Raw genomic sequence first — 21,980 nt, 5'->3', positions numbered from 1 at the left:
AGTAGTAAAAAAATGCTTTAGTACTAAATTGAAAAAAATAAATTTTCATTTGTTTTTTAATGCAGGCCTCAATTCCCCAGCAAAATCTAACATCACCACTTGACTTCCTAAAAAAGGATTATAGGATGGATGATAACCAATATAGCCCGAAGAATGGAGATTCTTCAGGCATTTATGATAGGTGGCTTTTGAACGGATTTTACTAATGCGCATCACCTCATCGCGGGAAATACTGACCGGATTTCGGAAACGGCTGAAATTCCAGAACTGGAATAAGGCTAAATAGAGGCTGATGTGTGATGGATTAAGTGTATGATCCTGAGCCACCTTTTCATAGAAAACTGTAAGGTGTTTGATATAATTCATAATTTGGTTTCGGTATTGTGAAGTATCATTGCTCTTTCTTCAACATTTTTTCAATGTCTTTGTAATTGTAATATAGTGTTCCGCCGACACGGGTGTAAGATAAGGTTCCGTTGATACGTAAATTTTGCAATGTTCCGGAAGAAATTTTCAGAATTGCTTTGACCTCTGACGAACGCAGCCATAATTTCTGCTGGGAAATCTTTATTTGAAATAAATTTTGTATGTCTTCCAGCAATTCGGTTTTAAATTCCTGAAGGTCTTCTTTGGTGATTAGGTTTACGACCATAGCTATTTCATTTTTGACTAAATTTTCTTCTACAAAGTTGAAACATGAAAACTTTGAAAACAATAGTTTTAATCGTAGCCGGGCTAAATAAGATGAGTCTGGATGATTCTGGAATCTTTGGAGATTAAAAAAGAATAAATTGGATTAATTTGGAATCTTAAACCTGATTTCAAGGAAAATAAAAAAACAAGTTCCGCAGTTTTTCCCCTTTTTGCAAAAAAGGCAAGAGAGTCTTTGGATATAAAACTTGAAAAGTTTGTATATACAAAGACACATCTTGCTGTTAAAATGGATGTTGTTTTTCAGAGTTCTAAAAATCGGAAAAAGAAATTACATTAAAATCGTAGTTGATTGAAAATCAATATTTGTTTTTTGTAAACTTATTTTTCAGAGCTCTAAAATGAGAAAAAGGAAAATTGCCATTTTTATCAGGTAGTCCATATGTATCTTTTTTACGCAGGTTTTGGATTTACCTGTATCCTTTTTACACAGGTCGGCGTATAACTTGTATCTATTTTACGCATCTACCCGTGAAATGTGCGTAAAACAAGCACAACGTGTGTTATTCCGATTGACCTGTATTTACATTACGCAGGTTTATACAAAGATTGATTATATTTGATTTACTTTGAAGTTTTAAGTAGAATAATTCTGTCAAAAGAAGCCAGATGAATTACCAGACATTTGAACCGAATCAGGAATTGATAGCATTTATCAAATGTTATTGGACGTTAGAAAGCCCGAAAGAAGAAACGCCTGAAAAGCAAATCATCGTTCCTGACGGATGTATGGAGATGATCTTTCATTATGGAGATCCATACAAACAATACTTAAATAATGGGAATAGCATTATCCAGCCCAGGTGTTTTGTCATAGGACAACTGACACGGCCGCTTGAGATTCAGCCAACCGGCGAGACAGGAATTTTCTCCGTTCGCTTTCATCCCGAAGGATTTTTGCCTTTTACCACCATTCCCATAAAAGAGATGGAAAATACATCTGTTTCATTGGAAAAGCTATTTGGAAAGGAAGGACAGGAAATTGAGCAACAGGTTTTAAATGCCAATTCTACTTCAGAGAGAAGAAAGCTTATTGAAATATTTTTACTTAATCGACTGACCGACATCGAAACCATTGACCGCATTGTAAAATCAACTGTTGAAACTATTGTAACAGCCAATGGACAACTCTCGGTCGATGAACTGTCCAGAGACTCTAAAATCAATCGAAGACAATTGTTACGCAAATTTTCTTCAGCCATTGGCCTCAGTCCTAAGCAACTATCCAGGACGTTTCGATTGCAGGCTGCACTCAAAATGTTGCTGAACGATCAGTTCTCCAACCTTGCAGAACTGGCTTACGAAAACGAGTATTACGACCAAGCGCACTTTATCAAAGATTTTAAAGAATTTACAGGATCTACGCCCAAAGAATTTTACGGTAGTCACCTTAAGATGTCCTCACTTTTTTACGGCACGGATTAGACTTGTCCCATTTTTACAATTTTAGTTTTCAAAAACATCGCAACTTTGCTAAATGACAATTCATTTAACTAGGTAAAATTATGAGAACAGGAGCAAAATTTTTTATTACAGTAGTCGGTTTGATTATTTTTAATGCCTGGACAATAAAGCAGAAAAAAGACATTCAAAAAGCTGAATGGCTGATCGGTATCTGGGAAAATAAAACCCAGAAAGGCAGTATCTATGAAACCTGGACCAAATTAGGAGATAAAAAATTTTCGGGGAAAAGTTATAGTGTCAAAGACAAAGACACGATTGTTTTTGAAAATATCCGGATAGTGCAGGAAAAGAACCGCCTGTTTTACATTCCAACTGTTAGAAATCAAAATGAAGGTCTGCCTGTTCGTTTTGTCGCCAAAGCAATTTCAGAAAATCAATTGGTCTTTGAAAACCCACAGCATGACTTTCCGCAGATCATTGCTTACACAAAAATTACTTCCGATTCATTGATAGCCGAAATTTCAGGAACAAAAAACGGACAGAAACGCAACCAGACCTTTCCAATGAAAAGAGTGAAAAGGTAAAAATGTAGATAAGCTCAGGTTAATTCGATAAATTCAAATATATAACTGCAAAAATTCTACAGATCACCTACTCGCTGACCGTCAGGGATATCAAGATCTTCTAAAGAACTTTTACCGCCTGGAGTATCCGATTTTTTGATGACACTAATCTCACCATTGAGCTCGATGACGACTGCCAAAACATCGTCTAACCTTTCAATTCCTTCCTGACGTACTACAGCGTTGATCTCGTCAATCGTTATGGCCTCGGCGTTCATATTGTCTTTGAGGTACTTGCCTTTATAGAACAGTAAACGTGGAGAGGAATTGATCAGGTGTTCCATCTTATCGGATGTACTGGCCAATTTCGCGAACAGGTATTGTAATGCTATTATCAGAAATAAGACCATTACACCTTCTGCTAAAGGAACCATCGCAAGCATCATATAGGCCAATGTGGAACCCAGAGCAACAGTGACCACAAAATCAAAAGCGTTGAACTTAGCCAAAGTTCTTTTTCCTGAGATCCTGATGAAAAGGAATAGAATGACAAAAGAGGCAATAGTCATCAATGCGACCTGTCCAAGTTTTTCCCAATTTTGAAATAACAAATCTTTCATTTACTATTTTTATCATTAATGTTGATAAAATAATGCCAAAAATGACCTGGAATGAAAATGATCTTCACACAATTTTTACAGTGTAATCTCTTCGTCAAAGTTGTTTTTCCGGCTCTATGAAACCTGTAAAAGCTATTCGCATAATTAATATTGTAGAACTTTTAATTTAATGTTTCTCCAAAAGTTATCAAATTATTATCGGGGTCAAGAATCGAAAATTCTTTTTGTCCCCAAGGTTTTTCCGCTAAATTTCCATTTGGATGTATTGGAACTTTATTTTCAATAAAAGTATTGTACAAATTTTCAATGGATGTTGTCCGGATATAGATCTGTCCATAATTTTCGTCCGGAACAAGATTTTTAAATTCAAAAAAATGCAATTGCAGATTATCTTTCTGTAGCATTAAATAATGATCAAATTCATTTCCGAAAACGGTGAAGCCTAATTTTTTATAAAAAGCTGAAGTCAATTCTTTTTGCCTCATTGGCAATTTTGCAATAATATCAGTAAACATTTTTTTCTTTCAAATTTCTATAATTAATCTCGAAGCAACACTTGATTGAAATCAAAAAATCACATTAGCTCTTACCCGGCTCAAAGTTTCCTGGCGCATTTTCAAATAAGAAGCAATCATATTTAAAGGAAAAATTTTAATGATTTGAGATTTGTTTTTAAGAAGGTAATTATATTTTTCAGTCGGATTCAGATTGCTGTCATAAATATGAATTTTAGCAGACAACGAATTGAAGATCTTGTTGAGTTGCAAAAAGTTTTGAGAGATCGAAATCAGTTTATGTAAGCTTTCCAGTTTTAGCTCTAAAACTTCAGATTTAGCAAATGCCTTTATAATGGTATTGGAAGGAATTTGATTCGTCAAACTATCAAAATTGAAAACCCAATCATTCTGAATATTCAGATCAATAATTTTTTCTTCATCATCTATCTTTTGGAATTGAAAAAGAGCTCCGGTCTTGATAAAAAAAATCGATTTTGAAATTTCACCTTCAGAAAGTAGAACTTCATTTTTTTCAAAGATTTTAGTTTCAATATTTTGATTAAATAATTGCAGTTCAAAATCCGAAAAAACTCCTAAACTTCTTAGCATATACCAATAATTAGCGATTAGCTATCAAATTTACACAATAATCGCTTCGTTTCAATTCATTCAATCTCTTGAATCAGAGAAAATCTATGAAATTGATTTAGGTAATGTCTAAAATGTAGATACCTGAAAACTTTACGATTTGAGAAGTGTTGTACATCCATCCAACACGATTTAATTAAAATCTGTCATTCGAAGTAAACTTCGCTCTGCACTGATGCTGATACTCTTGCAGTGGCATTCCATAAATCTCTGAAAACAGTTTTAGAAAGTTTGAGCTGGACGCAATTCCGCATAACTTGGCAAGAACTTCCGTTTTCTGATGAGCTGCTATAGGATCTTCTGCGAGTAATTCGGCAATATACTTGATGCGCAACTCACTTAGGTAACGGTTAAAGTGCATTCCTTTCTCTGTGTTAATGTAGGCAGATAGATAATTAGGGTTTGTCCCTACTCTTATTGCAATTTTTTTCAAACTCAGTTTCGGTTCCAAAAACTCTTTTTCATCTTCAAATTTCTGTAGATTCTTCCGAATTCTGTTTTGAATCTCTGCACTCAATGTCCATTTTGGTGGTGAGACATCGGGTTCCAGTTCATTAATATCCACACCTGCTAAGACCATACCGTACTTTTTCTCAGGCTTTTTTTCCAGATAAGTGTTGACCGTGAACGCAAATAAGAGCATAGAGACAGCTACAACGCCAGCGAAGATGCTCCTGTAACGTTGGGCAATACTGGAATATTCAATCTTTATCTCTTCCAATTCAAACCTCGTAGAAAGGTAATGTCTGTCTTCTATGTTCATTTTTTCAATTTCGTGGAGGGTATCAGCAAAAGATAAAGTCTCATCTATATTTGATTTTTTACGGGCATTCTCCAGTAAAATCTTATAGTTTTCCGTAAGCTCAGGAAAGAAAAAATAATGTTTCTGATAAATAGAATCTACTTTTCTAAAAAAAGTAAAGGATTCTTGTTGATGGTGCTGAGCCAATTTATTCTTTCCCAGATAAAAGTAGATCACCGATACCCAGGCAAAGTCATTTACCCTGACCAATTCCGGAAGTGCACGATTGAGATCGGCAATACTTTGCTCATAATTTCCCTTACGGAATTCAGAAATACCCTTAGATTTGAAAAAAACAGCTCTTAACTGGGCGAAATCTAAATCTTTGGGTATTTCCCTCTTGCCTATTTCAATTAAGTGGTCGGCACTATCATCATCTCCCATTTGCTGGTAGCAATAGATAAGCTGATGTAAACTGTTATAATAGCCTTTGCACATATTGTACAGGGTATCTGGGGAATTATTTTTCAAAATCTCCTGTCTAAAGAAAGCAGAACAGTCCTCAAATTGACTGACCGCCTCATCATAATATCCCAGATAACTCTGCATTACACCCAGATGATATAATATGTTATACTTTACATATTGGCTAGTGCTATATCTGGCGTAGGATAATGCTTCGATATAATCATCCAATGCAGGTTGGTAGTTTTTAAAATTAAAGTAAGACACAATTCCTCTTCCAAGATAAGCAGAGGCAATAAGATCGTTATTACAACTATGCTGAGCAGAAGTTATTGCACTGTCTGCATACATCATTTTGCGGTATCCTGATGGCTCAAAATTCAGGGCATCTTGGTATGCATATGTTAATTCAGAATAATTTTTTTCTTTTTTCGCGAGGGCAATTAAAAGGTCAACGTAAGAAAGTGCTGTAATATCATTAACCTTGTGGTGATCATACTTTTTTCTGATCTGATGATAGGCCACATTGTCTTTGCTCTGCGCAACCCATAATTCCGCAGTGGAAACCAAAAGCAATATAAACAACCTGAACATCTGCACGTTACCTTCATTTTATTAAAACGTTTTATAAAATTACGTTATTTTTTATGGAATATCCAAGTGTTTTGTAAACTACATAACCAAAATGCTATCGATCACGGTTCTTATTCACACAAAATAACATTTGATGTGATGAATAAGCATCATTTGTCTTTTTAAGCACAATATCTAAATCCAACTTATAATCACTTTTATGAAAAACTATAGCCTACAGTTATGTCGTTCTGGGATTTTGATATAGAGAATCAGTTTATAAACTGGCATCAGACATAGGAAACAGGCATCTTAAATCGTTTTTTTTGTTGAATTTCTGTTTTACATTTGGTCAGTAATGGTAAGAAAAATAGACATATACTTCACACAGAAATACTGTCAACAATAAACTAATGTCATGAAATATTTAAAAAAAATAATACCATTTGCGGTAAGCATTTTCTTTGTTATTCTCTTTTGCTATGCAGCTATCAGTAAGGTATTGGATTTTGAGAATTTCCAGGTTCAGATTTCAGCATCACCATTGTTGAATGGATTCTCGCAATTCCTGCCTTACACGATAATCATTGTTGAATTTCTTATTGCAGGATTGTTATGCTACTTAAAAACCAGAAATCTAGGACTTATAGGAAGCTTTGTTTTGATGCTCATTTTCACGGTATATATCGATTTACTACTAAGGACAAGTAAAAATCTACCTTGTTCGTGCGGTGGACTATTGGAGAAAATGAGCTGGCATCAGCATTTGTATTTCAATATTGGCTGTGTAATCCTTTCTGTTATCGCTTTAGGTATAAATCTAAAATACAGCAGGCCTGCTGAATAAGTATGTTACCGTATTATTTACGGGTGATCGATCGTGACTGAATTTGCTATTAATGTTCAACCTTAAAATTAGACAGCCGAAAGCTGTTTAACAATCCGAAACTCTAAAATGATTTTATTAACAACAATTTGTTTGAGAATATGAAGAATAGGATTTTGGTACGACAAGATTCGTTAATCTATGGGTATAATTAAATGACTTAACTTACTCAATTCTACTTCTCAGACAGATTTCTAAAGTTTTTAAGGTAATCTTTTTTGATCTATAAAAAGACCGGAATTATGAAACTTAATCAAATTTTGAAAGTTAATGCGGTAGCGATTGCAGCCGTGATATTCTCAGGGGCTGTGATGTCCTTTAAAGTGATGGAAAAAAAGGTGGCTGACAAACAATTCTACTACAATAGCACAAGTACTGCAGAAGGTGCTTTCCAAAATGTAAGCAATTGGGTGGAAGGAACAAGTCCATCTTGTCTGATATCAGGTAACAGACCTTGTTCGATGACTGTTCCAGATGGAAGTGATTTGGGGGATGTAATTAGTGGTTTGACCAACGATCAAGTTCTTGCTATTCATCCGACAGAAAGAAGACCATAATAATTTTCTTTTAAAAAGTAGGGTTGGCAATATTTAGCCAACCCTATTATTTTCATCTTGGATTCTGAGGCATTCCTGTAAGCGTAATAATATCTTCGGGAATGGCTATGGCATATCGCAGGTCATTGGGTGCCAATATATAGGTTTTCCCGTTAACAGTTCTGGTAAGTGCAATATTAGCACCATCACGATTGTACCTTTTCAGATCAGACCACCTTAGTCCACGAATCAAAAGCTCTTTCCTTCTTTCTTTCAAAATAATATTTAAAGCATCTGTTTGTGAATCAGCTGTTATCGGAACATAAGTTCCAGTTTTCCATCTTTTGACAAGTAGGTCATTGAGATACCCCATACCTTCCTGAATTTTATTCAGCCTTACATTGCATTCTGCAGCCATAAGGTAAAGTTCATCTGTTGCAACACTTACTATCGGTCCATTGACATTGTTGTAATAGCCTTTGAATAAAACTTCATTAGCAGTATTCTTATTAAAAAATACGGTTTTGCGTAAGTCATTGTTATCATACATCTGGTAAATATGGTCAGGAATCTTTGTAGGAATTAGATGATACTCGTATTTCATAGCTGCCCACAAAAGAATTTCCTTACTCATTTCTTCGATTGGATATTCGATATTGGGATTAAGGGTGTTAAAATCCATCAGTTCATTATTAATGCTGAGTGCCTGCTGAGTATTGTTAAGTGCATTGTTATAATCCCCCATAAATAGATAGGTACGAGCCAATAGACCGTAAGCTGCCGCTCTCGATATACGCATACCAGAAATCTGCTTAGGCAAAAGTAGCGGTATTGCAGTTTGCAGGTCACTGATGATCTGATCATAGGTTTGTTTGACCGTTGAGCGTACTGATGGGATATTCATATCAGGGTCAAGTCTTAGTGGAAGTCCTAGATTTGTCCCTGCGGTCTGAGGATTATAAGCAGGACACCAGATCTGCGCTGCATCCAGATAGCGGAAAGCACGAAGTGCCAGCGCCTGTCCTCTGATATTATCTGCCTGTTCTCCTGTAAAGTTCTTGTCCTGCATATTGAATAAAACGGCATTGCAGATATAAATGCTCCTGTAGCAAGTAGACCAATCATTTCCTGATGAAATAGGAGGTGCAACATTATCAGGCATCCACGTATAAAGACGTTTGGTCGCCTCGAAGCTTAAGCCATTGTAATCAGCATCCGTAAGATAGTAGTCATCCGAACTTGTTTCTCCACTCGAAGCAAAATCCACATTAAGGAAACCATAATTATTGAGAAGCATCTGGTTGTCTTCCAATCTATCGGGAGTTGCCAGCTTCAGGTCAGACTTCTCGTCTAAAAAATCACTGCATCCAAATGAGGTCAGAATTAATGATAATGATATTAAAAGTATTTTAGTTTTTCTCATTTCTATCATTTTTAAAATTTAGCTTTTAATCCTAAGGTAAAGGTCATAGGAGGTTTTAAGGTATTGTTTCCCAAATTGAAATCAGGGTCAATCCCGCTTTTGCTCTCTTGCCAAAGTATTCCGAGATTGCTCACATTGGCATACAGCTGTAAACTTTTAAGTGGTAAACTATACCATTGTCTTTTACTGATCTCATATGCAAGATTGATGTACTGCAGACGGATATGGTCGCCTTTTTCAATGAGAGCAGCCGAACCTGCATAGAATGCGTCTCTGTTGGAGTTAGTTTCGTATTGGTTGGAAGGAACATTGGTAAAAGCTTCATCACCCGGTTTCTGCCATCTTTGCTCGTAATCGCTGTGACCGTTCCATTCTCTGAATAAACTGGTGTAGTTAATGGATGGTTTTCTGAAATAATAGCCCATCTTGTACGTAATTCCTACATCAAGGCTTAGTTGTTTATAAGCAAATGTATTCGTGAAAGAACCATATACAGTAGGTACAGCAGAACCGAAATATTGGAGGTCTTTCACATCACCTCCCATTATATTGGCGTAATCCTTACTGACCTCTCCGTTCAGATAGCCTCTTGGGTCACCTGTCTGAGGATCAAGTCCTGCCCATTTGTAGCCGAACATCGAATACACAGGTAAGCCCTCAATTCCTGATATGGGAACGGAAGCAAGTACGAAGTTCCTTGCCATAGTACTGCTCGGATAATATTTCGTCACTTTATCTTTGTAGGTACTGAAGTTAATGGTGGTGAGCCATCTGAAAGATTTGTTGACATTGATGGTCTTGAGTTCAACATCAACACCTTTTCCTTCAATTCCCGCAACATTCCATATAAGACTGCTTAGTCCAATGGTGTAATCCAGTGGAACTTGTCCGAAAAGATTTTCGCCTTTTTTCTGGAAATACTCTAATGAACCTGAGATTCTGTTGTTTTTGGTTGCAAAATCCAATCCCGCATTGATCATTCTGACCGTTTCCCAACGAAGCTGGGGATTGTAGTAATTGTCAAATCTTGCCATCTGCTCCTGCGTGTATGTTGAAACACCAAGTAATGCCATCGTTGTTATGGCAACCATTGCAGGATTGATATTTCCGTTGAAACCGTATGAACCTCTTAATTTAAGATTCGGAAGCCAGTTCACAGAATAGAATTTTTCATTGACTACATTCCAAGAGAGACCTGCTGACCAGAAGGGATTCCATTGGTCATTGGTTTTTAACCCGAAGAGATTACTGGCATCACGGCGGGCACTTCCCGATATAGTATATCGGTTATCATAGGTGTAAGCTGCATTCGCATAGACCGATACAAAACGATTGTTCGTTTCTCTCAAAGCATTCATATTATCGATAAAAGCTGTACCTCCGGCAATGATTGGAAATCTCTTGTTGAGGTCTACCATCCCAAAGGAAAGGTTGTTAGGGTCATAGCCATAATATCGGTTATTGCTCGACTGTGAATTGGAATCCCTTACTTCGCTTCCCAAAATAGCTGAAACCTGATGTTTGCCAAAGCTTCTGTTGAAATTCAACTGACCTCTAAAATTGTTAATGAGCAATTGTGAGTTGGTCTTATCTATTATAGCTCCTTTGGGAACATTATAAGTCAGACTGCCATTGGAATTAATGACCGTGAACCTATTTACATAATCCCTCACAAAGTAACTTCCCTCATCATACAGCATATTGGAAAGTCCTGTAGTTCGCTGATACTGATATTTTAAATCAACATCCAATCCTTTCAACAGTTTGTAATTCAATCCTGCGTTGAGAATGATCTCCGAACTTTTGCTTTTAGTTGTATTGTGCTCCCAATCGGTAAGCGGATAATAATTCCAGTCCAGTAATTTTCCGTTTCCTAATGCCGATTTATAGCCTTGTTCATATGATTTTGAAACTGCTAACGGATTTCCGAGTGCGTCCGCCATTTCCATATAGGGAACGGAATTGGTTTTCATAATAATGCTTCCAAAAGCACTGCGACCGCTTTGGGTCGCTGAATGAGTGAAAAGGATTCCTGTGTTCAATGTCAGGTTCTTCAAAGGCTGCCAAGTATTTTGGAAGCGGAGGTTCACACGTTCGTATTTTTCTCCTAGATTTCCGGTATTGTCATCATATCCAAGTGATGATGTCCAAGAAAACTGAGGCGCTCCGCCAGCCATACTCAAAGAGTATTGTCTGTTCTCCAAAGGCTGGTACATATACTTTCGGAATTGGTCTCGGGAATCAATGGTCTTTAAACGTTCTATCTCATTTCGTACATAATCGGATGAAAGCAGTCCTTTCTTTTCTTTATTCAAAAGGTCAACCACAGGTGATAATATGGGATGACTTGTAGAATTGATATCTGTATTGTAGAAATTCTTCTTGAATAGTTCCTGTTCCACATCAATGAAGTCTGCGCTGGACATCGTTTTAAGATAATTAAAATCAGGCTTTGGACTCGTCATTAGATAAGTATTAAAATTGACCGTCACAGGCTGATTGTATTTTGCCGTTTTGGTGGTAATGACAATCACTCCATTGGCGGCTCTTGCTCCCCAGATGCTAGATGCGGCGGCATCTTTGAGAACGGTAATGCTCTCAATAATGTTGGGGTCGATATTGCTGATGTCTCCATCATAAGGAAAATTGTCTACGACAATCAAAGGTGACTTGGGACCTTGAATAGTACTCAGACCTCTGACCATAATCTGTGAGCCTCCTTGGGATGTTCCTTTATTGATGACAATTCCATTGGCGGTAGCAGCTAAACGGTCAAGGATATTGGTAGAAACCTGTGTATTCAGGGCTGAATTACTCACCGATGAGAAAGAACCTGTGGAACGTTCTTTAGGGATTTTCTGATAACCTGTCGTGAGTACCACCTCATCAATTTGGGCTACCTTTTCGGATAAATTAATTTTTAGCGGTTCTTTCAAAGGAAGCTCCAAAACAATGACCTGTTCTTCATAACCTTTTCCAAGAACGACAAGATTGATTTTCTTCTCATTGGTAGTAAGGCTGAAATTTCCATATCTGTCCGTAGTAGTCACGGTTTTTGAGTTCTGTATGGCGATAGTTGCACCGAGTACAGGTAAGTGGGTTGTTTCGTCGATAACACTTCCCGTAAACATCTGCTGTGCCATTACAGGCACACAGTAGCATAGGACGGGAAGCACTAATAATTTCTTCATAGTCTGATATAGTTTTGCGTTAATATAAATTCAATGATTATTCAAGCGGTGAAATATTAATTCCGCTGGTCTTTGATGACCATCATCAAAACCTGACGTTCTTGGGGTATCAGGTCAAGGTCGTATTTCTGAAGCTCTTTTTTTAATGTGGAAATATCTTTGACTCCCGAAACTTCAAGGTCTACATTCCCTGTGTATCCTGTCTCATCGATAAATAATTCCTTGATGGGAATCTCACCATTCAGCATATTGACCATATTTTTAAGCGGTACATTTTTAAGGATGGATGGGGTTTGTGGGAAGGTGGAACGTTTTTCACCTCCTTTGGTTGCCAGTTTGTCTTTCACACTTGTTCTGACTAACACAAAACATTTTACAGGTCTTTTCTCAAAGGTGACGGTATAACCGGAGTAACGATTGAGATCTTCCAGCATATAATTGTATAAAGAATCAGATTTATGTTCGGGAATAATGAACTCGTAGCTATAGAGGTTTGCTCCATCATTTGAGCCGTCTGCTTTTTCTATGGGCATTAATTGTTTTGGTTCTTTTACCTCGATAATCATCCTTTTTTCCGTGAAAGATGTTTTATCCTGTTGTCTGAAAAGTTCATATCCTATAGCGTAATACATATCCCATAATGGCAGGTTGGTAAACTGTCTGCCGTGGATTTTGCCTGATGCTGTCTTTCGATACGTTCCTCCTGCACCAATATCAGGAATCTGCCCTTTGACAAAGAATGAATAATTGAGAAGCTGAACATTTCTTTGACGGTCATAATCTTCGGAAAGCATCAATGGTCTTGCCCTGTCCATTTGAATAATGGTCTGCAAAGATGATTTGTCTCCATTCAAAACTTCATTGATGGTCTGTTCAGTGAGCTGTCCTGCATCGGTGGAATTGAATAGTTTTCCGTCTTTTATCCATATAATAAATGGAACGCCTGCGTGTGGGAATAGTTCGTGAAGCTTTTTGTCTTCGTAGGTGGACATCATACTTTTATACTTCTTTCCATTTGAAGAAGAGAAGAATTTATCCAAAGCAGATTTATCCTGACTGCTTACAGGAAGGATTTTCACCTTGTTTCCAAACTTTTGTTGTAAAGCTTCAATTTTTGGGAGACTCATCAGGCATGCACTGCACCACGTACTCCAAAAATCGATCAGAATTAATTTGTTCTTGTCCTCTGAAAGATCAATTGTTTTCTGAGGATGGTTGACAACATGCAGTGGTGTCGTCCAAAAACTTTCTGGAAGGGAATCTCCGATTTTAAGAGACTTGTTCTGGGCAAAGGATGTGGTCGCTGCCACAAGGGTAAAAACAAGGGACAGGGTTCCCCTGCAAAAGATATTTTTCATACTTTTGAATAGGTTTTTAATAATTATTAATAACTGATTATGCTCTTTCCGTTTGGTCGCCAAACTCTTACGGAAAGGGCTTTTTTATTATAATGGTGTAAGTTCTATGTACTGTTTTCCATTCTCTGATTTTTACTTTTAATGGTTATTGATTTTGTTGGATTCTTCTTTCGAGGATAAGATGCGCCGCATCCAACATTTTGGTAAGATGGATGTAGGGAGCGAAAATTTTGCTCTCAGCTGCGTGAGCATAAATACCCATTGAGAAATAGACTGCCACTGCGATGTAATAATCAAAATCCTTGATACAGTACTCTGCAAAAGCGTTTTGAAATACCAGGTTTGGATTCACATATTCCTCATCCGAAAGGGAAGCCTGTATTAATGATGAACGATTCTCAGGAGGTACGGGAATCGACCATTTCTCTTCCTTTAGCCTGATTACATAGCACGCCCGTACAAAAGACCGCAAGGCCTGATGAAAATGAAAGATCGCAGAAGAGTCTTCATTGATCGCTGTTTTCTTTTTCCCGGCATAGATCATAATTTTGTTGAGCATCGCTTTGGCAGTAACCAAATCGTTAAAATGGAAGAATGATTCAATAAGCTTTATCCCGGAATGTTTCCTGCTACCGGACCAAAATCGGGCTTCAAAGTCTATCCTTTTATTTTTCAATCGTTTTGTTTGGTTTAATGAGACCGCATAGGAGGAAGCTTTGGAAGTCTTTTATACAAAGCTCCTTGCCTATACAAGCCAAAAATTAATATGAATGAAATTGTGTCCCGTGAAAGCTGTAAAGCCACAATGGTTGCGCTGCCATTGTATCTGTCCTAATCTGATACTTATTTGAAAAGCAGCTTAGAGAATTGTAGAGATAGCTGACTGCATAGGAAAATAAAACGGCGTGAGTACTCTACATTATCAGCCATTGAGGTACTGGTATACCGTGGAACAGATAAGAGATAGAGACTCACGCCTAGGTCGTGAGCCGCTTACTTATCCTCTCGTTCCTAAAAATTACCAGTTTCCAATGGCGAGATTCTAAGCAATAGCTTCTAATATTCTTTGAAGTATCGCAAAATTAACAAATAATAATTTATTTTTTAATAATAATGCCAAATATACAACAAAATATTGGTACGGCAAAGCGTACCGATATTTTATTCATTAAATTGTTAATTGCATTAGTGAAAACAGAAGATGACATTAATAAGATTAAAATTATTATCTCTCTAAGAAAACTTTTAGAGAGAGGAAAGAATTTGCAAAAAAATGTTATTGATAACAAAATCATATACAGCTATCATACAATATCTACCAATGCTTTAATTAGAAAAGCCACAGTGAATGATACATTAAATGGAAATACATCCCCGACAGCAATAACATTAATTAGTATTGTTGGGGCATTAGGTTTTACAATGGCTGATTTTGGTGAGGCTTATGATTCCATAACAGATAAGGATATTAGAGAATATTTGAAATAGTATTCATAAATGATAAATATAATCCTGACGAGAGTTGGGATTTGTTTATTTATGGCAAATACTGAATTTGTAATCACTATAAATCAGTGTAAATACTGAATGATGATTTCATTATTGTTTCTATTTTTGTTATTTACGGAAATCCGTAATTATATAAGATGTAAGCTACTTATCTTTACTTTCATCAACAAACTAATTATTTATTATGAGTGATGATTTAAGTAAAAGAAGACCTCAAGATGCAACTAAAGTAAACGTGAACGAAACTTGGGAACTAGAATAGTGGTCAAAAAAGTTTGGTGTTACTAAAGAGAAGTTAAAAGAAGCAGTTAAAGCTGCTGGTACTTCTGCCGCAGCAGTTCAAAAGTATCTTGAGAAATAATGTGAGTTTTTAATTTAATCAATGAATCCTGACGAGAGTTGGGATTTGTTTTGTACGAAGAATTTATAATTATTTATCAAGGTCTTAATAATTAAATAGATGTATAGTTTGATGGATAAGTAAGTAACAATTTCATAAAACTATTAAGTCTCTTGTAATTTAAATTGATAATTAGTTCAGTGATTACAACTAATGGATTAAATATGATAACACAGATTCTTAATAAAAAAGGATAATGATAATTCATACATAATCTAATTTTTTATATTTTTATAAAAACTAATAAATGAAGACATTTCTAAATCAAATAACATGCGATTTTATATTCTTAAATAAATTACAATTAATATTTTATATTTTAAAAAGCAGATAAATCATAATGACAATATGATTTATATATTCATTTTACAATAATTATATGGAAATTAAATTTTTAAAAGCCGGGTCAGGAGACAGTATACTCATTCATAATGAAGGGAAAAATATCTTGATAGACGGAGGCAATGACAGTACATTTTTAATTGATGAATATTATAACGTAATTAAAAGAGAGGAAAAAATTAATTTATTAATTGTTACGCATCATGATGATGACCATATAAAAGGGATTCTAGATCTATTTAAGCATATTGAAGCAAAAAATGAAAGTCCTGAAATTGAAACAATAATATTTAATTCCCCAAAAAAAATAAATAATTTGTTAAAAGAAGAAATTTCATCAAACTTATTATCATACAAGCAAGCACATGACCTCGAAAATGTCTTATTTAAAAACAGAGAAATTAATTGGATTACTACGTTAGATGGTAATGTAAATGAACTATTTAAAGACACCTTTGGAGAAATGAGCTTAAAAATATTTTCTCCCAGTAAAGAAGTACTTCTTACCTATGCTTCGAATAAAGGTGCTTATTTGAATAGCGATTATAGATGTGATTGGAATACTCCTATAAAAGAATTGGTAAAGTATATTGATGATAAAAGTCAAGATACGTCTCCAAGTAATAAAACAAGCATTGTGGTTTATCTAACCATAAAAAACAAAAAAATACTTTTAACAGCAGATGTAACGCCCGAAAGGTTGGACAAAATAATAGATAGTATCAGAGAAGATAAGGATAAAGCAGATTTTGATTTGATAAAATTACCTCATCACGGAAGTTATAGAAGCTTAAACTCTAAAACTTTGGAGAAAATAAATTGTAAGAATTATGTTGTTTCAACAAATAGTTCTAAGCATTATCTTCCTAACAAAAGAGCTTTTATAAAGATTGTACAAAGTCTTAAATTAGCTGAGCCTATAGAATTTTTATTTAATTATGAGGAAGCTATTCATAAGCTAAAAATGACAGATAAAGAAATGACAGAGTATAAAATTAAGTTAAAACCAAATACAGATCGTTGGGGTTATGGCATTACCATCTGAGAATTTAAAAAAATGTGCGGTTAAACTTACTGCTACTATTGCTGGTGTACCGTCAATTGGTTCGGGTATAATTTATCAAACTCCAAGTGATTATAATTACAATTACATTTTTACAGCAAAACATATCCTTTCTGAAGATTCTAATACAGATTTTGACCTCTCAAAAGTAAAAGATATTAAAGTTGAATATTATGAAAAAGTTTTCAAACAACTAACATATCATAAAGGTAAAGCATTAAAATTAAACGAAAATTTAATTATTTTCGAAAAAGAAGACCTGATAATCATTAAGATTGAAAAAATTAAGGGATTAAGCTTTCCTTCAATTCTTGTTGCAGATGTTTTAAAAGATGATGAGCTAGACTTTTCTAGTTGGTCCATTTTTAAAGCAAATGAAGACACTCTTAACCCTTTTAGTTTTAGACGTTCTGATCCAGAGAATAGAAGAGTTGAATTAGCAAGCCCTGTTACTAAAGATTTTTTACACGGTTTCTCAGGGAGTGGAATATTTATACACAATAAAAATATCCTATTTGGAATTATATCAAAATATCCTAATGAGAACTTTGAAAATTCTACAATAGAATGCTCTAATATATCTTTTGAAAAAATAAACATCAAGCTCAAAAATCTTAATCTTGTCACTTTAGATAATGAAGCCAGCTTCCTTAAAAGAGAAATAGAGGGTAGAATTGTAGAAATATATCAAGCCCCAATTAACAATTCTTATTTAGATTTAAATCTTGCTTTGAAAAGAATAAAATCAGATATAATAGATGACTGGTTTTACGATTCTTTACAATACATAGATCTTTTAACTCCAAACTATCTATTTGCGCAATTCGGTAGATATTTCTACAACAATAATTACAAAGCTTGTGAAGCAGAAAAGTTTTATGTTCCTAAGAGCAATTTTACACTTAGAGAAGCTTATATATTGCCCCTAATTGATAGAATTGTATATATGAGCATTGTTGGTGAATTAGCAGAGGTCATAGACGATTCATTAATACCTAATGTTTATGCATCAAGATATAATAAGCATGACACTAATAAATTATTAATAAATGGAGTTGAGCAATGGATTAAATTGAAGTATAAATTATCTGAAGAATTAAAAATTAAAATTAATTCTGAATATAAATACAACTGTATATTACATGTAGATATCTTAAATTACTTTGATAATATTGACAAAAAGCTCTTGATTGAAAAGCTTAAAAGAGTGGCCATTAATGAAAATCAAATTAATTGTATAGAACTACTAAATAAATTCCTTTTTCAATACTCAGAAAAAAGTAATGGTATTCCTCAAAACAATGATGCTTCTGCATTATTAGCTACCTTTTATTTAAATCAAGTTGATACTTTTATGCAGAATCATACTCTAGGGTATTTTAGATTCGTAGATGATATAAAAATCTTATGCAGAGATAAATATGAGGCTCGAAAGTATTTGACAATTTTAGAACAAGAATTGAAAAGGTGTCATTTATCGGTCAATTCTCAAAAAACTAAAATAATTGAAATAGTTGAGCACCAAACTGAAATAAAAACTGATATTCCAGAAGAAAATATTAGAGAAAATCACCACAAAATATTTAATCTTAAACTAGGAAAAATTAAAACTTTCTCAAAATCATATAATTATCAAAATAGAAATCTTGCATTCCATTCCGCTGTAAATCTATTAAATGAAAATATTAATATTGATGGAAATGAAAATGACGAACAAGCTAAAAATCTAAGGTTTGCCTTAACAATAATAGAAGATCTTGGAAAATCTAAAATACATTTTTTAACTAATGAATTAGAGAATGACGGTAATGTACAAACTTTAGGAAAATTAGAATCTCACGCTTTAACAACTAAATCAGATTTTCATCTAGTTTTAAAAAAAGCAGTTAAATCATTAAAAGATAAGCCTTGGATAACCCATCAAGTTTGTAAAATTTTATCTTTAGTAGATGAAAACGAATTTAAAATAAACTTTCTACAGGAGCTAAAAGTAGTTATAATGAATGATAAGTTTAATTTATATTCATATCAACAGTTCCAAATTTGGTTATTGTTAGCTAAACAAAAAATAATTGATAGTGATCTAATTCAACTAGCAAGTCAAAAAATTGAAATAAATGATAAGACACAAAAGGCAACTACTGCTGCCATGATATTATATTTAAGTACTGTTGATAAGAATTTTAAAAGAATATTATTAAGAAAACTAAAAGAAAAATTTACCGATGGTTATTTTCAAAATAGAGCTGCTTTGATAGGCTTGAGGTCATTTAATCTAATTGAACCTCCTTTGGAGTCAATACATGAAAGTCTGACGGAATCATTCATTTTTACTAATAAATTTGGATACAAGGATTTAGTACACTATCATGATCTAGAAATTTCTGAAAATAATTCAGATTTAACTGAACAATTATTCTCAATATGAAGCAATATATAGTTTGTTATAGTGGTAATAAATGGTATTTTTTGAATCTTGAAGATGGGAGTTTTACAGAAGATACTTTTGTCAGCCCTCAAAACAAATACATAACATTCCAAGTCTCTGATTTTATTAGACTCCTTAAATCAAAAAAGAGAACATCAATTCCTGAGATTATTGATTTTGAGTCTTTGGATAAACAATTTTCTCAAACAGGCAAAGACATTTTAGGAGAAAGTAAATGGCATATATTAAAAACATTACGTAGATATGAAGTAATTAATGAAAATTATAAGATAGAAAGCATTGAAGATTTTATGCTAAAACTTCATATTCTATATGAACAAATCATTTCACATTCTAATGATGAACTCGAGAGATTTAATGAACTAGAAAAAAAAGTAAATAAGATTATCTACGAGACCGAATTACGTGGCGTAAAGATAAATTTCCAATTAGTTGAAGAAAGATGTGAAGAGCTTAATAGATATATGTATAAATTAAAAAATACTTTTCAATTTGAACATAATATTTTCACTCCTGAAGAAAAAGAAACTCAATTTAATTACATAAAAAGTAAAAATTATAAAATACTGAATTCTATTAGTAATACCATAAGTTTACGTAGAAAAGATGATGAAGTGTGTGATTTATTTTATGAATTGATCAGAACAAAGAAAGATCTTAAGAGTTTAATTTTTATGATTTCCCAATTTGGAGGAAGAGATTACGTTCATCCATATTTCATTGGATTTGGAAGTATAACCTCTAGAATTATTTTAAAAGAACCATCCTTACAAAATTTAAGAAAGAAAAATCGAGATATTATAGTCCCAGAAATAGATAAAGCGCTATTATATATAGATTATTCACAGTTTGAAGCAGGAATTTTAGCTCATGTATCTAATGATCAAAAGCTTATATCACTCTATAATACGGATGATATTTATTCTGATATTGTATTAAAAGTTATGAATAAAGACACCAAAGATTATAAAAATAGAAAAGAAGCAAAAATATTGTTTTATAGATATCTTTATGGAGATGATTTTAGTGGCGATATAACAGGAATAGGAAAAAAAACAGTTAAGTATTTTGAACAGTTTACATCTCTGACAAAATTTAAAAATGAACTTATTACAAAAAGTAAAAAGGAGGGTGTTGTAACATCTTTTGTTCAAGGCAACCATAGAAAACTAATTGATAAAAATGAGAATATTTGGATACTAAGTCACTATATCCAATCTACTGCATCTTATATTTTTAAGAAGGCATTAGTAGATGTATATGAAAAAGTTAAAGGGGCTAAACTACTAATTCCCCTTCATGATGGAGCATTATATGAAATTGATAAAAATCAAGATCAAATAATCCGAGATGAAATAAATAAATGTTTTACCAACAACTTTCAATTAGTTTGTAAAAGTCTAAATGCTAAAGCAGAAATCAAAAATTTTTATTCTGAGAATTAAACAAATAATTTAGGACTTAAAGTAAAAGAATTCTTAGACTTTATAATTTATAAACCTTAATATTTTCTATTTTATTTATTATGCTAGTTTTTGCTAAATAAAATAGCTTTTATTATATTTAGTTTTTAATATTAAACTATGCCACGAATACACTTTTTAAACGTTTTAGAAGGAGACTGTAATATTATTCAACATGATAATGGACATGTAACTGTCATGGATGTTTCCAATGCTGCAAATGATCAATGGACTCTTCAAGAACAACAGGTCAGGAATTCTGTGGAACGTCGGGATATGCAAGCTAGAAACTTCGTTCCCGATGGAAAAAGGAATTTCCGTCAAAAACATTCGCCTGATAATCCAATAGATTACTTGAAAAAATATGGTATAACAGATATTTTCAGGTTTATTATTTCGCATCCAGATATGGACCATTTAGATGGCATAAGGGATTTGTATCAAGATTTTAATGTCATTAATACTTGGGATACAAATAATAATAAGCAACTTGACGGCGGAAAAGGTGGAAAATATAATAGTGAAGATTGGGAATTTTACAGGAATCTGAGAGATAGCAGATATCCTGATACAAAGAGGTTAGCCTTATATTCAGGTTATTCTAATGATTTCTATAATAGTGATCATCTTCAAATTCTTTCACCAACACCTCAATTGGTTGCAGAAGCTAATACCAATAATGACTTTAATGAACTATCCTATGCTATTCTTTATACACCACCCAAGCAAAATGGTAGTTTTTGGAAGATTCTTTTCGCAGGCGATGGATGTGACAAAACTTGGGCACATATTATTGAAAATCATCGAAACTTAGTATCTAACATTGATGTACTTCTAGCACCTCATCATGGAAGAGGAAGTGATAGAGACTTTAGCTTTTTAGACGTTCTAAAGCCTAGATTGACACTTATGGGAAATGCCAGTTCTACACATCTTGCCTATGACAAGTATCCAGAAATTAGGATTACAAATAACCAGGCTGGATATATTGTTTTAGATATTAGCCTAGAAAGACTGGATATTTTTGTTAAAAATGAAGAGTTTGCAAATGTTTTCAGAAGTAATCCCAAACGACGTTGGTCCGCAACAACTTACAGCCAAAAGAATGAAGCATACTTCTTATATGGTCTTCGATAA

20 protein-coding genes and 1 pseudogene are annotated in these 21,980 nt (G+C 33.9%); 11 read left to right on the top strand and 10 right to left on the bottom strand.

Annotation, left to right across the window (positions count from 1 at the left end; all coding sequences use genetic code 11):
- Positions 1-45: 45 nt before the first annotated feature.
- Together ACM39_RS16480 and ACM39_RS16475 are read right to left on the bottom strand one after the other, a co-directional pair.
- Entirely contained in the window at positions 46-366 is a 321-nt protein-coding gene (locus tag ACM39_RS16480; RefSeq protein WP_228377133.1) for a hypothetical protein, read from the bottom strand.
- A gap of 25 nt (positions 367-391) precedes the next feature.
- Positions 392-652: a helix-turn-helix domain-containing protein gene (locus ACM39_RS16475; RefSeq protein ID WP_048512147.1), complete on the bottom strand. Its 261-nt coding sequence runs from the start codon at positions 650-652 to the stop codon at positions 392-394.
- A gap of 668 nt (positions 653-1,320) precedes the next feature.
- Between ACM39_RS16475 and ACM39_RS16470 the strand changes: the two genes are divergently transcribed.
- Both ACM39_RS16470 and ACM39_RS16465 read left to right on the top strand, forming a co-directional pair.
- The gene (locus ACM39_RS16470) at positions 1,321-2,136 is read left to right on the top strand and encodes a helix-turn-helix transcriptional regulator (protein ID WP_048512146.1); all 816 of its coding nucleotides are present in this window, start codon (positions 1,321-1,323) and stop codon (positions 2,134-2,136) included.
- An 80-nt stretch (positions 2,137-2,216) separates the two neighbouring features.
- A complete protein-coding gene (locus ACM39_RS16465; protein WP_048512145.1) occupies positions 2,217-2,699 on the top strand; it encodes a DUF6265 family protein in 483 nt (160 codons plus the stop codon).
- A gap of 56 nt (positions 2,700-2,755) precedes the next feature.
- Here the strand turns inward: ACM39_RS16465 and ACM39_RS16460 are convergent, their stop codons facing one another.
- The 4 genes from ACM39_RS16460 to ACM39_RS16445 all read right to left on the bottom strand — a co-directional run bounded on the left by ACM39_RS16460 (position 2,756) and on the right by ACM39_RS16445 (position 6,244).
- Positions 2,756-3,298, bottom strand: a complete 543-nt coding sequence (locus ACM39_RS16460) for a DUF421 domain-containing protein (RefSeq protein WP_048512144.1) — start codon at positions 3,296-3,298, stop codon at positions 2,756-2,758.
- 161 nt (positions 3,299-3,459) lie between these two features.
- The gene (locus ACM39_RS16455) at positions 3,460-3,813 is read right to left on the bottom strand and encodes a bleomycin resistance protein (protein WP_048512143.1); all 354 of its coding nucleotides are present in this window, start codon (positions 3,811-3,813) and stop codon (positions 3,460-3,462) included.
- A 51-nt stretch (positions 3,814-3,864) separates the two neighbouring features.
- A complete protein-coding gene (locus ACM39_RS16450) occupies positions 3,865-4,404 on the bottom strand; it encodes a Crp/Fnr family transcriptional regulator (protein WP_048512142.1) in 540 nt (179 codons plus the stop codon).
- Positions 4,405-4,579: 175 nt separating this feature from the next.
- Positions 4,580-6,244 carry a helix-turn-helix domain-containing protein gene (locus ACM39_RS16445; protein WP_048512141.1) on the bottom strand — a complete coding sequence of 555 codons (1,665 nt, stop codon included), beginning with the start codon at positions 6,242-6,244 and terminating at the stop codon, positions 4,580-4,582.
- A gap of 397 nt (positions 6,245-6,641) precedes the next feature.
- Between ACM39_RS16445 and ACM39_RS16440 the strand changes: the two genes are divergently transcribed.
- Positions 6,642-7,070 carry a MauE/DoxX family redox-associated membrane protein gene (locus ACM39_RS16440; protein ID WP_048512140.1) on the top strand — a complete coding sequence of 143 codons (429 nt, stop codon included), beginning with the start codon at positions 6,642-6,644 and terminating at the stop codon, positions 7,068-7,070.
- 365 nt (positions 7,071-7,435) lie between these two features.
- On the top strand, positions 7,436-7,666 hold the full coding sequence (locus ACM39_RS16435) for a hypothetical protein (protein ID WP_131701473.1): 231 nt from the start codon (positions 7,436-7,438) through the stop codon (positions 7,664-7,666).
- A gap of 52 nt (positions 7,667-7,718) precedes the next feature.
- On the opposite strand, the gene ACM39_RS16430 is transcribed toward ACM39_RS16435, so the two are convergent.
- The 4 genes from ACM39_RS16430 to ACM39_RS16415 form a co-directional block, all read right to left on the bottom strand.
- Complete coding sequence (locus tag ACM39_RS16430) at positions 7,719-9,068, bottom strand: RagB/SusD family nutrient uptake outer membrane protein (RefSeq protein ID WP_165585126.1); 1,350 nt, start codon at positions 9,066-9,068, stop codon at positions 7,719-7,721.
- Positions 9,069-9,079: 11 nt separating this feature from the next.
- Positions 9,080-12,259, bottom strand: coding sequence for a SusC/RagA family TonB-linked outer membrane protein (locus ACM39_RS16425; RefSeq protein WP_082140632.1), 3,180 nt, complete (start codon positions 12,257-12,259; stop codon positions 9,080-9,082).
- Between the two features lie 56 nt (positions 12,260-12,315).
- On the bottom strand, positions 12,316-13,617 hold the full coding sequence (locus ACM39_RS16420; RefSeq protein ID WP_082140631.1) for a TlpA family protein disulfide reductase: 1,302 nt from the start codon (positions 13,615-13,617) through the stop codon (positions 12,316-12,318).
- A 145-nt stretch (positions 13,618-13,762) separates the two neighbouring features.
- A complete protein-coding gene (locus tag ACM39_RS16415; protein ID WP_131701472.1) occupies positions 13,763-14,293 on the bottom strand; it encodes a hypothetical protein in 531 nt (176 codons plus the stop codon).
- Positions 14,294-14,522: 229 nt separating this feature from the next.
- On the opposite strand from ACM39_RS16415, the gene ACM39_RS19280 reads away from it, so the two are divergent.
- The 7 genes and pseudogenes from ACM39_RS19280 (at position 14,523) to ACM39_RS16390 (ending at position 21,980) form a co-directional block, all read left to right on the top strand.
- Entirely contained in the window at positions 14,523-14,663 is a 141-nt protein-coding gene (locus ACM39_RS19280) for a hypothetical protein (RefSeq protein WP_165585125.1), read from the top strand.
- Between the two features lie 67 nt (positions 14,664-14,730).
- On the top strand, positions 14,731-15,105 hold the full coding sequence (locus tag ACM39_RS16410) for a hypothetical protein (RefSeq protein ID WP_048512134.1): 375 nt from the start codon (positions 14,731-14,733) through the stop codon (positions 15,103-15,105).
- A 295-nt stretch (positions 15,106-15,400) separates the two neighbouring features.
- Positions 15,401-15,487, top strand: a pseudogene (locus ACM39_RS19655) (DUF3606 domain-containing protein); the annotation flags it as partial.
- A gap of 418 nt (positions 15,488-15,905) precedes the next feature.
- Positions 15,906-16,913, top strand: coding sequence for a ComEC/Rec2 family competence protein (locus ACM39_RS16405; protein WP_048512133.1), 1,008 nt, complete (start codon positions 15,906-15,908; stop codon positions 16,911-16,913).
- Positions 16,897-19,359 (top strand): RNA-directed DNA polymerase, encoded by a 2,463-nt coding sequence (locus ACM39_RS16400; RefSeq protein ID WP_048512132.1) that lies wholly within the window; start codon positions 16,897-16,899, stop codon positions 19,357-19,359. The genes ACM39_RS16405 and ACM39_RS16400 overlap by 17 nt, the downstream gene beginning before the upstream one ends.
- On the top strand, positions 19,356-20,825 hold the full coding sequence (locus ACM39_RS16395) for a DNA polymerase (RefSeq protein ID WP_048512131.1): 1,470 nt from the start codon (positions 19,356-19,358) through the stop codon (positions 20,823-20,825). The genes ACM39_RS16400 and ACM39_RS16395 overlap by 4 nt, the downstream gene beginning before the upstream one ends.
- Before the next feature lie 138 nt (positions 20,826-20,963).
- On the top strand, positions 20,964-21,980 hold the full coding sequence (locus tag ACM39_RS16390) for a hypothetical protein (RefSeq protein ID WP_048512130.1): 1,017 nt from the start codon (positions 20,964-20,966) through the stop codon (positions 21,978-21,980).

Source organism: Chryseobacterium sp. FH2 (assembly GCF_001045455.1).
In the GTDB taxonomy this organism is placed as follows: domain Bacteria; phylum Bacteroidota; class Bacteroidia; order Flavobacteriales; family Weeksellaceae; genus Chryseobacterium.
Note: the sequence above shows the minus strand (reverse complement) of the source record. Positions and strands in the feature narration are given on the sequence as shown.